The 14,302-nt window shown below is 60.6% G+C and carries 14 protein-coding genes; 7 read left to right on the forward strand and 7 right to left on the reverse strand.

All coding sequences use genetic code 11. The features are described from left to right. The first annotated feature begins 83 nt into the window (after nt 1-83). From FBX99_RS11705 to FBX99_RS11715, 3 genes are all read left to right on the forward strand, one after another. Nucleotides 84-1,109, forward strand: coding sequence for a LysM peptidoglycan-binding domain-containing protein (locus FBX99_RS11705; RefSeq protein ID WP_144931054.1), 1,026 nt, complete (start codon nt 84-86; stop codon nt 1,107-1,109). Nucleotides 1,110-1,190: 81 nt separating this feature from the next. Then, complete coding sequence (gene dprA, locus FBX99_RS11710; RefSeq protein WP_145131667.1) at nt 1,191-2,291, forward strand: DNA-processing protein DprA; 1,101 nt, start codon at nt 1,191-1,193, stop codon at nt 2,289-2,291. Between the two features lie 61 nt (nt 2,292-2,352). Beyond that, entirely contained in the window at nt 2,353-2,910 is a 558-nt protein-coding gene (locus FBX99_RS11715) for an L-threonylcarbamoyladenylate synthase (RefSeq protein WP_003196294.1), read from the forward strand. A 182-nt stretch (nt 2,911-3,092) separates the two neighbouring features. Here the strand turns inward: FBX99_RS11715 and FBX99_RS11720 are convergent, their stop codons facing one another. Further along, nucleotides 3,093-4,070 (reverse strand): NADPH:quinone reductase, encoded by a 978-nt coding sequence (locus FBX99_RS11720; RefSeq protein ID WP_145131669.1) that lies wholly within the window; start codon nt 4,068-4,070, stop codon nt 3,093-3,095. A gap of 164 nt (nt 4,071-4,234) precedes the next feature. On the opposite strand from FBX99_RS11720, the gene hemF reads away from it, so the two are divergent. Both hemF and aroE read left to right on the forward strand, forming a co-directional pair. Then, on the forward strand, nt 4,235-5,149 hold the full coding sequence (gene hemF / locus FBX99_RS11725) for an oxygen-dependent coproporphyrinogen oxidase (RefSeq protein WP_144931049.1): 915 nt from the start codon (nt 4,235-4,237) through the stop codon (nt 5,147-5,149). A gap of 9 nt (nt 5,150-5,158) precedes the next feature. After that, nucleotides 5,159-5,980 (forward strand): shikimate dehydrogenase, encoded by an 822-nt coding sequence (aroE, locus tag FBX99_RS11730; protein ID WP_144931047.1) that lies wholly within the window; start codon nt 5,159-5,161, stop codon nt 5,978-5,980. A 73-nt stretch (nt 5,981-6,053) separates the two neighbouring features. On the opposite strand, the gene FBX99_RS11735 is transcribed toward aroE, so the two are convergent. From FBX99_RS11735 to betC, 3 genes are all read right to left on the reverse strand, one after another. Continuing rightward, nucleotides 6,054-7,622 carry a SulP family inorganic anion transporter gene (locus FBX99_RS11735; protein WP_144931046.1) on the reverse strand — a complete coding sequence of 523 codons (1,569 nt, stop codon included), beginning with the start codon at nt 7,620-7,622 and terminating at the stop codon, nt 6,054-6,056. Nucleotides 7,623-7,738: 116 nt separating this feature from the next. Then, the gene (choX, locus tag FBX99_RS11740) at nt 7,739-8,659 is read right to left on the reverse strand and encodes a choline ABC transporter substrate-binding protein (protein WP_145131671.1); all 921 of its coding nucleotides are present in this window, start codon (nt 8,657-8,659) and stop codon (nt 7,739-7,741) included. Nucleotides 8,660-8,678: 19 nt separating this feature from the next. Next, nucleotides 8,679-10,193: a choline-sulfatase gene (gene betC / locus FBX99_RS11745; protein ID WP_144931043.1), complete on the reverse strand. Its 1,515-nt coding sequence runs from the start codon at nt 10,191-10,193 to the stop codon at nt 8,679-8,681. A 114-nt stretch (nt 10,194-10,307) separates the two neighbouring features. Here betC and FBX99_RS11750 point away from each other — a divergent pair, with 114 nt between their 5' ends. After that, on the forward strand, nt 10,308-11,258 hold the full coding sequence (locus tag FBX99_RS11750) for a LysR family transcriptional regulator (RefSeq protein ID WP_144931041.1): 951 nt from the start codon (nt 10,308-10,310) through the stop codon (nt 11,256-11,258). 104 nt (nt 11,259-11,362) lie between these two features. Here FBX99_RS11750 and FBX99_RS11755 read toward each other — a convergent pair whose 3' ends face one another. Continuing rightward, the gene (locus tag FBX99_RS11755; protein WP_145131673.1) at nt 11,363-12,022 is read right to left on the reverse strand and encodes an NAD(P)-dependent oxidoreductase; all 660 of its coding nucleotides are present in this window, start codon (nt 12,020-12,022) and stop codon (nt 11,363-11,365) included. A gap of 74 nt (nt 12,023-12,096) precedes the next feature. On the opposite strand from FBX99_RS11755, the gene FBX99_RS11760 reads away from it, so the two are divergent. Continuing rightward, entirely contained in the window at nt 12,097-12,423 is a 327-nt protein-coding gene (locus FBX99_RS11760) for a DOPA 4,5-dioxygenase family protein (protein ID WP_145131675.1), read from the forward strand. Between the two features lie 20 nt (nt 12,424-12,443). On the opposite strand, the gene FBX99_RS11765 is transcribed toward FBX99_RS11760, so the two are convergent. Together FBX99_RS11765 and FBX99_RS11770 are read right to left on the reverse strand one after the other, a co-directional pair. Then, nucleotides 12,444-12,950 (reverse strand): hypothetical protein, encoded by a 507-nt coding sequence (locus tag FBX99_RS11765; RefSeq protein WP_144931036.1) that lies wholly within the window; start codon nt 12,948-12,950, stop codon nt 12,444-12,446. After that, nucleotides 12,947-13,960, reverse strand: coding sequence for an AAA family ATPase (locus FBX99_RS11770; protein WP_144931035.1), 1,014 nt, complete (start codon nt 13,958-13,960; stop codon nt 12,947-12,949). The genes FBX99_RS11765 and FBX99_RS11770 overlap by 4 nt, the downstream gene beginning before the upstream one ends. Nucleotides 13,961-14,302: the final 342 nt, after the last annotated feature.

A 14,302-nucleotide genomic window follows, 5' to 3' on the forward strand; every position in this document is an offset into this window, starting at 1 on the left:
TTCTTAAAGCATAGCGCCTTGCGGAGCGAGCCATGGGGGCTCTGGCGTTTTACGCGAACGCACATGATAAAGGGATTCACCGCATGAGGAAATCACTACTCGCCCTGCTGCTCCTGGCCTCGGCCGGGATCGCGCACGGGCAAGTGCAACTTCGGGAAGGTTTCCCACAGCAATACACCGTGGTCGCTGGCGACACACTGTGGGACATTTCCGGCAAATACCTGCGCGAGCCGTGGAAATGGCCCGAACTCTGGCAGGCCAACCCGCAGATCGAGAACCCGAACCTGATTTATCCCGGCGATACCCTGTCACTGGTCTACGTCAATGGCCAACCACGGCTGACCCTCAACCGCGGCGCCTCGCGGGGTACCATCAAGCTGTCGCCGCGTATCCGCAGCTCACCGGTGGCCGATGCCATTCCGAGTATCCCGCTGCAAGCCATCAACAGCTTCCTGCTGAGCAACCGCATCGTCGACACGGCCGAGGATTTCAACAAGGCGCCCTACGTCGTCGCCGGCAATGCCGAACGGGTGCTCAGCGGCGCCGGGGACCAGATCTTCGCCCGCGGCGCATTCGCCACAGACCAGTCGAGCTACGGCATCTTCCGCCAAGGCAAGGTCTACACCGATCCGCAGACCAAGGAATTACTGGGCATCAACGCCGACGACATCGGCAGCGCCGAGGTCGTGACCGCAGAGGGCGATGTCACCACCCTTACCCTGCAACGCACTACCCAGGAAGTACGTCTCGGCGACCGGCTGTTCAGTGGCGAAGAACGCTCGATCAATTCGACGTTCATGCCCAGTGCGCCGAAAACGGACATCAACGGGCTGATCCTCGATGTGCCACGGGGCGTGACCCAGATCGGCGCGCTGGATGTGGTCACACTGAACAAGGGCCGCCGCGACGGGCTGGCCGAGGGCAATGTCCTGGCGGTGATGAAGACCGGTGAAACCGTGCGCGACCGCGTCACCGGCGAACCGGTGAAGATCCCCGACGAACGCGCCGGCCTGCTGATGGTGTTCCGCACCTACGACAAGCTCAGCTACGGCTTGGTGCTGTACGCCTCGCGTTCATTGGCGGTGCTCGACAAGGTGCGCAATCCATAACGGGTCTCACAACTTACCAACAGAGTTATCCACAGCTTGTTCCCGTTCGAACGGGACGTATGACGATCAAGGATTGATCACATGACATTGCCTGAATGCCCTTCGGTTTCCCCGGCGGAACTGGAGGCCCGCTTGCGCCTGCACCGCTTGCCGGAGCTGGGACCCAAACGCTTCATGACCCTGATGGAAGCCTTCGGCTCGGCCTCCAAAGCCATCAGCGCACCGGCCAGCGCATGGCGGGCGCTGGGGTTGCCCGCGGCGAGCGCCGAAGCCCGACGCAACCCGGATGTGCGCGACGGCGCCGCCCACGCATTGGCCTGGCTGGAGGGTTCGGGCCAGCATTTGCTGATGTGGGACCAGCCGGACTACCCGGCGCTGCTGGCGCAGATCAGCGACCCGCCACCGCTATTATTCGCCGCTGGCGATCCCACCATTCTGGAAAAACCGCAGTTGGCGATGGTGGGCAGTCGCCGGGCCTCGCGTCCGGGAATGGACACGGCCGCGGCGTTTTCCCGTAGCCTGGCCAGCGCCGGTTTTGTCATCACCAGCGGCTTGGCCCTGGGCATCGACGCGGCTGCTCATCAGGCGGCACTGGATGTCGGCGGGCAAACCATCGGGGTTCTGGGCACCGGCCTGGAAAACTTTTATCCACAGCGCAATCGTCGCCTGGCGGACGCCATGATTACCCAAGGCAGCGCGGTGCTCTCGGAGTTTGCGTTGGACGCGCCGCCCCACGCCAGCAACTTTCCGCGCCGCAACCGGATCATCAGCGGCTTGTCCCTTGGCGTCCTGGTGGTCGAAGCCAGCGTCGCCAGCGGCTCGCTGATCACGGCACGGCTGGCGGCGGAACAGGGGCGCGAGGTGTATGCCATTCCGGGATCGATCCACCATCCCGGTGCCCGGGGTTGCCATCAATTGATCCGCGACGGTGCGGCACTGGTGGAAACCGTCGAGCACATCCTCGAAGCCTTGCGCGGTTGGCACCGGTTATCGTTGACTGACGAGCCTGTGCCGGTGACACACCCGCTGCTGCGCCTGCTCCATGCCGCGCCGCTGACCAGTGAAGCCTTGGCCGATGCCAGTGGCTGGGGGTTGCCCAAAGTGCTGGCGGCGCTGACCGAACTGGAAATGGAGGGGCGCGCCACGTCTGACAATGGCCGCTGGTTTGCGCGCACGCGCTAGGTTTTATGGGGAAGATCGGTAAACTGCGCACAGCCTTATCTTGTGTTGCGGAGAATCTTTCATGGTCAACAGTTGGCGTGTGCAACAAGCCGCGCGAGAAATTCGCGCCGGGGCGGTGATTGCCTACCCAACCGAAGCGGTCTGGGGCCTGGGTTGCGATCCGTGGAACGAGGAGGCGGTGGAGCGCCTGTTGGCGATCAAATCGCGGTTGCCCGACAAGGGGTTGATCCTGGTGGCGGACAACATTCACCAGTTCGACTTCCTGTTCGAAGACTTCCCCGACACCTGGATGGACCGCATGGCCAGCACCTGGCCGGGGCCCAATACCTGGCTGGTGCCGCACCAGAATCTGCTGCCGGAATGGATCACCGGGGTGCACGACACGGTGGCGCTGCGGGTCAGCGATCACCCCACCGTGCGTGACTTGTGCTCGCTGGTCGGGCCGCTGGTGTCCACCTCGGCCAACCCCCAGGGCCGCCCGGCGGCACGCACGCGGATTCGCGTCGAGCAGTACTTCCGCGGGCAGATCGACCTGGTACTCGGCGGCAACCTGGGCGGGCGCAAGAATCCCAGCGTGATTCGCGACCTGGCCACCGGAAAAGTGGTCCGGCCGGACTGAGCCCGGTCACAATCTCTGACTTCAACAAAGACTCCCTGTGGGAGCGGGCTTGCTCGCGAAGGCGTCGGATCAGCCTATATTCACGTTGCTGACCCACCGCTTTCGCGAGCAAGCCCGCTCCCACAAGGGTTCGTGTTGAACACAGAACTTATGCACAGCACTGTCCAATGTGGGAGCGAGCCTCAAGGCAACAGAATGGTCGACCCCGTCGTGCGCCGCGCCGACAATTCGGCCTGGGCCTTGGCCGCTTCCGCCAACGGATAGCGCTGATTGATATCCACCGTGAGCTTACCGCTGCTGATCATCCCGAACAGTTCGTCGGCCATGCGTTGCAGGTTTTCGGCATTGTTGGCGTAGGTCGCCAGGGTCGGGCGGGTTACGTACAACGAACCCTTCGCTGACAGAATCCCCAGGTTCACGCCGTCCACCGCACCCGAGGCATTGCCGAAGCTCACCAGCAGGCCACGAGGCGCAACGCAATCGAGCGAGGTCAACCAAGTGTCCTTGCCGACCCCGTCGTACACCACCGGCACTTTCTTACCGTCCGTCAACTCCAGCACCCGCTGTGCGACGTTTTCCTTGCTGTAATCGATGGTTTCCCAGGCGCCATGGGCTTTGGCGACGGCCGCTTTTTCCGCCGAGCTCACCGTACCGATCAGCTTCACGCCCAGGGCCTTGGCCCATTGGCAGGCCAGGGAACCCACGCCACCGGCAGCAGCATGGAACAGTATGGTTTCGCCCCCTTTGAGCTCATAGGTCTGGCGCAGCAGATATTGCACAGTCAGGCCCTTGAGCATGACGCCGGCAGCCTGTTCGAAACTGATCGATTCCGGCAGGTGCACCAGGTTGGCCTCGGGCAACACATGCGCATCGCTATAGGCGCCCAGCGGACCGCTGCCATAGGCCACCCGATCGCCCACCTTGAACCGGGTGACGCCCGAGCCGACCGCCTCGACCACGCCCGCCCCTTCGGCGCCCAGGCCCGAAGGCAGGGCCGGCGGTGGATAAAGACCACTGCGGTAATAGGTGTCGATGAAATTCAGGCCGATGGCCCGGTTACTCACGCGCACCTGCTGCGGGCCCGGTTCGGCAGGTTGATAATCCACGTACTCAAGCACTTCGGGGCCGCCGTGGGAACTGAACTGGATACGTTTGGCCATCTTCACTCTCTCCTTGTCGCAGGACTTTTACCAAGCCTGACATCGGACTCCTAAGCTTGACCTTCGTCAACTGTGGCGTGAGCAAGTGCGGTGGTATCCTGTGCGCCCATTGGCCACCGGCCCGCTGTACGCCGCGTAGCCCAGTCCTGATCAAAGGGGGTGTCATGACCACTCGCACCGAGGCCGTGAAAGCCTATCTGCTCGACCTGCAAGACCGCATCTGCGCTGCTCTGGAAGCCGAGGACGGCGGCACTCGCTTCGTCGAAGACGCCTGGACCCGGCCGGCCGGCGGTGGCGGTCGCACCCGGGTGCTGGAAAACGGTACGGTCATTGAAAAGGGCGGCGTCAACTTTTCCCACGTCTTCGGCAGCGGTCTCCCACCGTCGGCCAGTGCTCATCGGCCGGAATTGGCCGGGCGTGGCTTCGAAGCCCTGGGCGTGTCGCTGGTGATCCATCCGCACAACCCCCACGTTCCGACCTCCCACGCCAACGTGCGCTTTTTCATCGCGGAAAAGGAAGGCGAAGAACCGGTCTGGTGGTTCGGTGGCGGCTTCGACCTGACGCCTTACTACGGCGTCGCCGAAGACTGCGTGCATTGGCACCGCGTGGCCGAGCAGGCCTGTGCACCGTTCGGCCCGGAGGTGTATCCGCGCTACAAGGCCTGGTGCGACAGCTATTTCCACCTCAAGCATCGAAACGAACCCCGGGGTATCGGCGGCCTGTTTTTCGATGACCTGAACGAGTGGGGGTTCGACACCTGCTTCGCCTTCATCCGTGCGATCGGCGATGCCTACATCGAGGCCTACCTGCCCATCGTGCGCCGGCGCAAACACGAGCCGTTCACCGCCAAACAACGGGAGTTCCAGGAGTTCCGCCGTGGGCGCTACGTGGAATTCAACCTGGTCTACGACCGCGGCACTCTGTTCGGGCTGCAATCGGGCGGACGCACCGAGTCGATCCTGATGTCGTTGCCGCCGCAGGTACGCTGGGGCTACGACTGGAAAGCCGAGCCGGGCAGCGAAGAAGCGCGCCTGACCGAGTATTTCCTGCAGGATCGCGATTGGCTGGTGAAGGCCTGACCTATGACCATGGACCGCTACGTTGTAATGGGCAACCCCATCGGCCACAGCAAGTCGCCGTTGATCCATCGTCTGTTTGCCGAACAGACCGGGCAGACACTGGACTACAGCACCCTTCTGGCTCCCCTGGATGATTTCGCCGGTTGCGCGCGGGAATTTTTCCGCGAGGGACGTGGGGCGAATGTCACCGTACCGTTCAAGGAGGACGCTTTCCGATTGGCTGACAGCTTGACCGAACGGGCGCAGCGGGCCGGGGCGGTCAACACCTTGAGCAAGCTGGCCGACGGCAGCCTGTTGGGCGACAACACCGACGGTGCCGGGCTGGTGCGGGACCTGACCGTCAATGCCGGCTTCAGCCTCAAGGGTAGACGTATCCTGGTGCTGGGAGCTGGCGGCGCGGTGCGCGGCGCCCTGGAACCATTGCTGGGCGAGGCACCGGCTTCGGTGATCATCGCCAACCGTACGGTGGAAAAAGCCGAGTTGCTGGCCGAGCTGTTCGCCGACCTGGGCCCGGTCTCGGCCAGTGGTTTCGATTGGCTGCGCGAGCCGGTGGACCTGATCATCAACGCCACGTCCGCGAGCCTGTCGGGGGATGTACCGCCGATTGCAGGCAGCCTGATCGAGCCCGGCAAGACAGTGTGCTACGACATGATGTATGGCAAGGAGCCTACTTCGTTCTGCCGCTGGGCCAGCGAGCAGGGCGCCGCGGTGGCGATGGATGGCCTGGGGATGCTGGCGGAACAGGCAGGCGAAGCGTTCTACCTGTGGCGCGGCGTGCGCCCGGACACCGCGCCGGTGCTGGCTGAGTTGCGTCGCCAGCTGGCGCTCTGACCATGTTTGGAGCGGACTATTGTGGCGACGTCTCGCTAAATCCCCTCGCCACAGAGGAGCTCTGCGCTGCTTTTCAATCCTCGAAGTGAATCGGGCATCTCTGCGGCCCTTCAAGCTTCTTCAACTCCTCCACTACCTGCGGCCTGGCCCTGCGCAACGTCAGGCTGCGCCCCTGGGCGCCCAGGCGGCGGGCTTCCTGGTGCAGCATTTCCACTCCGGAATAATCGATGAAGTTGATCTGCTGGGCATCGATCACCACCCGTTGCCCTTGCAAGCGTTGCAGGCGCACTTGTAGGTAATGGCTGGCGCCGAAGAAGATCGAACCGCCAACCCGCAGGACTTCCGCCTCGCCTTCGTGGGCATGCTGCACCCGCGGCTGTGACGTGCGCTTGAGGTAGAAAAACAGCGACGCCAGCACCCCCGCGTAGATCGCGGTTTGCAGCTCCAGCAGCAAGGTCGCCAGGCAAGTCAGGCCCATCACCATGAATTCTGAGCGGCTCACCCGGTACAACGCCCGGATGCCACGGTGATCCACCAGCCCCCAGGCGATCAGCAAGATGCTGCCGGCCATCGCCGGAATCGGGATATGCGAGATCAGTTTCGCACCGGCGACCGCAAACAAGGCCACCCACAAGGCGGAGAACACCCCGGCCAGGGGCGAACAGGCCCCCGCGTCGTAACTGAGGCCGGAACGGGTAAAGGACCCGGCCGACAGGGAGCCGGAGAAGAATCCGCCCACGATGTTGGAAAGCCCCTGCGCCCTGACCTCCTGGTTGGCATCGAGCAGTTGCCCGGAGCGCACCGATAACGAGCGGGCAATGGACAGGCTGGTGACCAGCCCGAGCATGCCCACCGCAACGGCGCCGGGAAGCAGGCGCAGGATCAGGTCGAGGTCCAATGGCAGCGCAGTGAACGGCGGCAGGCGCCCGGTAAAGGCGCTGACCAGCGCCACATGCCCGAACATGGCCGGCCACCACCAGACCACCAGACTGCTGATGACCAGGGTTATCAACAGGCTCGGCCAGCGCGGCAGCAGCCGCTTGAGTAGAACCCCCAGGGCCAGTGTCCCCAGCCCCAACAGCAACGAAGGTTTATCCACAGCCCCGAGGTGACTGAGCAACATCAGCAAGCCCTTCAAGGCCGTGGCCTCGTTCGGCAGATCGAGCCCCATGAGATTCGGCAACTGCCCCAGTGCGATCACCACCGCCGCGCCCAGGGTGAAGCCGAGCACCACCGAGTGCGAGACGAAGTTCACCAGCGCGCCGAAACGTAACAGGCCCAACAACCATTGGAAAATGCCCGCCAGTACCGTCAGCAGCAGGATCAAGGTGATGTAGTCCTGCGTCGCGGGCACAGCCAGGGGACTGACGCTGGCGTACAGGACAATGGAGATCGCTGCCGTAGGACCGCAGATCAGGTGCCATGACGAACCCCACAGGCAGGCAATCAGCACTGGCACGATGGCGGCGTACAAGCCGTACTCCGGGGGCAGACCGGCAATCAGGGCATAGGCGATGGACTGCGGCAACGCGAGAATCGCGCCGCTCAAACCCACGACCAGATCACGGCCGACGCTGGCCCGGGTCTGCCGGGGCAGCCAGCTCAGGAAAGGGAACAGTGAATGGCGAGTGGGGATTGCCATGGGGCCTCAATATGAGATTTTGCGGTCAGGGTATCAGGACAAGACGCCTACCGATCCCCTCGCCACAGAAAGTGCTCCGCGCCACCGTCCAGGGTGTGCGCGGAGACCCAGGGTCATCAGAGCTTGGCCTTCACCGCCGCCAACGCCTCCTGGCCATCCACGGTCTTCACACCATCCAGCCACTTGTCCAACACCGCCGGATTGGCCTTGATCCAGGCCTTGGCCGCCTCGGCATTGCTGAGCTTCTTGTTCGCTACGTCGGCCATGATGCTGTTTTCCATTTCCTGGGTGAAGCTCAGGTTGGTCAATAACTTGCCCACGTTCGGACAGGCCTGTGCATAACCCTTGCGGGTCAGGGTATAGACGCTGCCCGTATCGCCGAAGTACTTCTCGCCGCCCTTGAGGTAGTGCATTTTCAGTTGCACGTTCATCGGATGCGGGGTCCAGCCGAGGAAGGTCACGAATTTCTGTTTCTTCACCGCCCGGGACACTTCCGCCAGCATCGCCTGCTCGCTGGACTCCACCAGTTTCCAGTCGCCCATACCGAAATCATTGGTCTTGATGATTTCCTTCAGGGAGAGGTTCGCCGGCGCGCCGGAACCGATGCCGTAGATTTTCTTCTCGAACTTGTCGGCGAATTTGTTCAAGTCGGCAAAGTTATGCACACCGGCGTCCCAGACGTAGTCCGGGACAGCCAGGGTGAACTCGGTGCCGTCCAGGTTCTTGGCCAATTGGGTGACATCCCCGTTCGCCACGAATTTGTCATAGAACCCCTGCTGCGCCGGCATCCAGTTGCCCAGGAATACATCGACCTGGCCATCCTTGAGGCCGCCGAACGTGATCGGCACCGCAAGCGTGTCGACCTTGGGCTTGTAGCCCATGCCTTCCAACAGGAAACCGGTGATGGCATTGGTCGCCGCGATATCGCTCCAACCCGGGTCAGCCATCTTTACCATCTCGCAGCTCTGCTCGGCCCACGCCGAGGCACTGCTCAACGCCAACAGCCCAGCGGCCAGTACTGTGGATAACTTTTGCATGTGCTTCCCCTTACGTTCGTTATTGGTTTTGGCAGGGTTGTGGATAACGGGCCTTGCGCTCCAGATCGTCGAGATCGATGTGATTGCGCATGTATTGCTGACTGGCATCCACCAGCGGCTGGTGATCCCAGCTCTTGAGTTTGCCCAGGGTCAGTGCCTGGGCGACGAAACGACGGCGACGCTGGCTGGCGAGCACCTGTCGATGAATGGTCGGAATGTCCCACTTGGCCCTGGCTTCGAGGAGAAACTCGGCGAACAGGGTCTGATGCTCCGGTGACTGGCTGAGATCTTCCAGTTCCTTGGGGTCGTTACGTACATCAAACAGCAGGCACGGATCATCTTCGCTGTAGATGAATTTCCATTGGCCGCGGCGAATCATCATCAACGGGCTGATGGTGCCCTCGGCCATGTATTCACCAAAGACCTCATCGTGCCCGCCCTGCCCTTGCAGATGCGGCACCAGCGAGCGGCCGTCCAGCGGCAAACCAGGCTCCAGCGTGCCGCCGGCCAATTCCACCAGGGTAGGCAACAAGTCGGCGGTGGACACCGCCGCGCTGACCCGGCCGCTGGCGAATTGACCCGGAGCGCTGACCAGCAGCGGCACCCGTGCGGACATCTCGAACCAGTGCATTTTGTACCAGAGCCCTTTTTCACCGAGCATGTCGCCATGATCACCGGAGAACACAATGATCGTGTCCTCCATCAAGCCGGTGTCCTCAAGGGTCTGCAGTAGCTTGCCAACATTGCTATCGATATAGCTGCACGCGCCAAAATAGGCACGGCGCGCGTCGCGGATCTTATCCACAGGCAATGGCTTGTCCCACAGATCATAGACCTTCAACAGACGCTGGGAGTGAGGGTCGAGCTCGGTCTGCGCTGGCGTTTGCGGCAGCGGGATGTCGTTGTCGTCATACAGATCCCAGAAAGCCTTGGGAATCGTGTACGGGTCGTGTGGGTGAGTCATCGACACGGTCAGGCAGAACGGTTGGTCACCGTCCTCGCGGATGTGGTCGAACAGGTACTGCTGAGCCTTGAACACCACTTCCTCATCGAAATCCAACTGATTGGTACGCACACAAGGCCCGGCCTGCAGCACCGACGACATGTTGTGGTACCAGCTCGGCCGCACGTCCGGCTCATCCCAGTTCACGGCCCAGCCATAGTCGGCCGGGTAAATGTCACTGGTCAGGCGCTCTTCGTAGCCGTGCAGCTGGTCCGGCCCACAGAAGTGCATCTTGCCGGAGAGCGCCGTGCGGTAGCCGAGGCGCCGCAGGTAATGGGCGTACGTCGGGACGTCGGCCGGAAAATCCGCGGCGTTGTCATAGGCGCCGATCTTGCTGGGCAATTGGCCGCTCACCAGGGTAAAGCGCGACGGCGCACACAGCGGGCTGTTGCAATACGCGGCGTCGAACACCACGCCCTGGTCGGCCAGGCGCGACAGATTCGGCAGCTTGATCGGCGAAGGACCGTAGATCGGCAACATTGGCGCGGCCATCTGATCGGCCATGATGAAAAGAATATTCTTGCGCTTCATGTAATCGCGGCATTCCATAGTGAGCGGTTATGCGAAATTGCTGCGATTGAGCATGTTCCCCCAAACTATTGGGGTAAAGCCCATGCAAGATAATGACTAGGATAAGCACAGCTTATGTATGACGCCTTGGGTGACCTGTCCCTGGATCTGTTTCGAGCCTTCGAAGCAGCGGCCAGGCAACGAAGCTTTACGGCAGCGGCGATTGAGCTGGGCACCACGCAACCGGCCATCAGCCAGCAGATCAAACGCCTGGAGGAGCAGCTCGGCACGCGGTTGTTCGATCGCATTTACCGCGGCATCGAACTGACCGAGGCAGGGACCACCCTCTTCGAACAAGTCCAGGCCGGATTGCAGAACATCGACGCAGGCGTGAGCGCGATCACTGCGCAACACCAGCATGAGGTGTTGCAGGTCGCCACCGATTTCGCTTTCGCTGCCTACTGGTTGATGCCGCGCCTGCATCGTTTTCACGCCGCCAACCCGCAAGTGGACGTCAGCCTGGTGACCAGCGAGCGCAACCACAACATGTTGCGCACCGATATCGACGTTGCCGTGCTGTTCGGCGACGGTCGCTTCAAACAGGGCGAAGGTCGCTGGCTGTTCAGCGAAGAAGTCTTTCCGGTGTGCAGCCCGTTGCTGCTCAAGGAACGTCCCCTGCCCTTGCCCGCCCAGGCCTTGTCGGAGTTCCCGCTCCTGCACTTGCGTGGCGGCAACAGCAGCCACTGGTTCGATTGGAATGGCGTCTTCCGCGAACTGGGCATCACCTCGCCTCCGGCACCGGGGCAACTGCGTTTCGACAACTACACCTTGCTGATCCAGGCGGCTATTGGCGGCCAGGGGGTTGCCATCGGCTGGCGTCACCTTGTGGATAACTTGTTGGCCCAGGGCCTGCTCTGTCGTCCAATCGCCGAGACGGTGCTGTCGCGCCTGGGGTATTACGTGGTCCTGCCCCAGCGTAAACGGCGCGGGGCATTGATCCGGCAGTTTGTGGACTGGCTGATGGAGGAACAGGCCAACAGCGGTGAGTCGCTCACGGGGTTGCCGTTGCCGTCCATTGCTGTTTGAGATTTGCGGGGAAAGGCACTTTCATAATCAAAGAAAAACCATTGTGGCGAGGAGGTTTATCCCCTCGCCACCATAGAGATTCTTGCCGCAAAGTTATGTGGTCGTCAGGTAGCGGCTACGAAACTCACATGCTGGCCCACATGCAGGTTCAAGCGCAGCTCATCGGCAATGCCGACCGCCACCCGGTTGAGCCGTTCCAGGGATTCGGCCATACCCGGTTCCAGACTGGTGCTGACCTGGGTGAAATGCTCGATGCTCAACCCGGCAACAGCATAAGGCGAGTTGACGAGGGTCCATTGCAATGTGCTGTTGCGCAGAGCATCAAGGATTTCCTCGGCGGCATGATGCTGCAAGTCGTCGTCGCCCTCTTCCTCGTCAAGTACGGCGAAATCCCCTACCAGAAACAGTCGGGTAATGTTCACCACCTGCATGCCGGCGATCAACGCATCCACCGCCAGGACCTGCTCCACCGGGCCTGGAATCAACGTGCGTTCCACGTGCTCGCTGTTCATCGGCAGCCCCGGCGCGTTCAGCAGACACACCACCGCATCGGCACCGGCGACGCTTTGCTTGACCCGCTCGGGGTCATAGAGGTCCCCCGTCTTGGTCCGCAGGCCCGGACGCGGCGCCAAGGCCGTGAGATCATCGAGAACGGCAATGACTTCATGCTGGCGTCGCAGCATCTCAGCCATCAACGCACTGCCGAGGCTGCTCATGGCACCATAGAGCACCATTTTGATCACCGGGGTTTCGGCGTTTTTCATGGCTGTTTTTCCCTTTTTTACCGCGTATAAGGCTCTGACCTGCGGGAAACGGCGAGGGTTCGCAAGGAGTGACAATGCAACGGATCAAGGGTTACCACGCCCATGTTTACTTCGATGCCAGCACCATCGACCAGGCACGGGCATTGTGTGAGGAAGCGTCGCGCCTGTTTCCGCTGGAAATGGGCCGTGTCCATGAGCGCCCGGTCGGCCCCCATCCGGACTGGAGCTGCCAGCTGTCGTTCGATCCGCAATACATCGGCGTGGTGCTGCCGTGGCTGGCGCTCTATCGCAAAGGGCTGGTGATCTTTCTCCATCCGAACACCGGCGATGAACTGGTAGACCACACCGACCATGCGATCTGGATGGGAGCGATGCGGCAGTTGGATCTTTCGGTGTTTTGAGTATTGCCGGTAGCTCAGTGTCAGTGAATCAGCTTCAGCTCACGCGCTTTGTCATCGTTGATGACACTAACGGAGCCCGGCTTGAGGCCCATGGTTTTAACCAGTGAATTCATTTCCTTGGCCAGAGCGCTTTGAAGAGGCGGCAACCAATCTTTGCGAAATCCATTAATGACGAGTATGCACTTGAATGTGCAGGCACCCAGATCCAGACGCAGGAAGCGAGCAGGCAACAGCTCGGCCGCTTGTTGATGGCGCCTCAAGCAAGAGGCCAAAGTCAACTGGACGGAATTAGTCAGTTTTTGCCGTATTTCTTCAATGTAATTAGCGAAGCTCTTGGGTGCGCTTGACTTGGCTTCAATGACCCAAACTTCTTCTGACCCATTCACGCCGGGCCGAATGAGTACGAACTCGGCAATCATCAGCCCCTGGCCTAAATCCTTATAGAGGGGACTCTTCTCTATCGGAAAAATCTCATCTTCGGCATAGGGGCCAAAGCTCATACCTGATTCAACGAAGGAAATACTCATCCCAGAGCCAACTCCACTTCCTCTTCATAAAGCCGGATAGACTCGTCAATGATCGGGTTATCAGGCATTCCCGATAAAAGATCATTCGCCACCCAATGATCCTTGATGAAGGACAGCACTGGTACCGGCATCTGCTGTTTTTGCGCCGCCACGTACAACGCTTTCACAACAAAGTACGAATGGCTGGCAATGAAGAACTGAATACCGCTGGCTGCGAGCGATACGATGATCTCGATCAGCCGAGAGATAGCAACGGGATGCAGAGCCGATTCCGGTTCATCGATAAAGACAACCGAATCCTTGGAGAGGTAACGATTACCCAGCAAGGTGTCCAGGATCGCGATTTTTTTCACACCTTCAGCGGTCGCGCCTATCGGGAATTTCTGGTTGCCCTTCTTGAACTGCCAGCGGCTGGTCTTGCTGTCGAATTCAACCTTGCCATCGAACATGTCCTCCAGACTTTCTCTGGCTTTTGCAAAGTGTGCGTGATTTTTTCCCTTGGTCGGAGTGATGCGCAGTGCCCGGGCTAAATCGTAGTAGGTGTCGTCAAAGCCGAATTCCTTATCTACGTCACGACTTTTCAAAATGATGCTTTGAAGAGAAAGCACTTCCTTGGGCGGCAGGAAAATGGAGTTGCTCTCCCTCGGGGGAACATGATTTTCCAGGGAAGCTATATTTTTGGTGGTATCCCTGCCGAAGCTGTAACGAAACTCCCTGGAGTCAACCATGACCCTGGATGACAGCGGGCCGTCGGAATTTTTTGTCACCAAGTCGCCAATCTTGTCCGCCTGGAAAGTCCAATAGAGCTTATCAGCCAATATTTCGGCAGCTGAACGCTGATCATTTCCGCGCTGATATTCCTCAAGCGTCCGCATGCTGCAATACAGGGACTTGAGCAAAAATGTCTTGCCGCTGCTGTTGGCGCCAATGATCAAGTTGATGTTTGAAAGCTTGCCCCAACGAATGTGCCGCAGCGGACCGAAATTATCTAATTCAACACTGTTGAGCATTGGCTGGAGCTCCGTTTAAACCTTGCAGTTGGCGGCAAGCCTACCATTACGATTCCTGTGGATACAGCGAGCAACGAGCCCCCACGTCAAGATCGGAAATGACCGACAACACACCTTCAGAGTCGGGTATCTGAGTGAAGGATAGATATCTGCCCTCTGTCAGACCTTTCCATTCGCGAAAGCTGGCTGAAAGCTTGCGCGATTAGGATCGCCTCACTACCGGCAAAAGACCGGTGGCCAGAAACGGATTTCCACGACCGTTTGGCCTTTTTAACAACAACAATGGTGATTCTGATGTCCGCTGCTACCCGTCCCGCTGCGCCCACTCCATCCGTCCGTCCC

This window comes from Pseudomonas sp. SJZ074, assembly GCF_007828215.1.
Lineage (GTDB): Bacteria > Pseudomonadota > Gammaproteobacteria > Pseudomonadales > Pseudomonadaceae > Aquipseudomonas.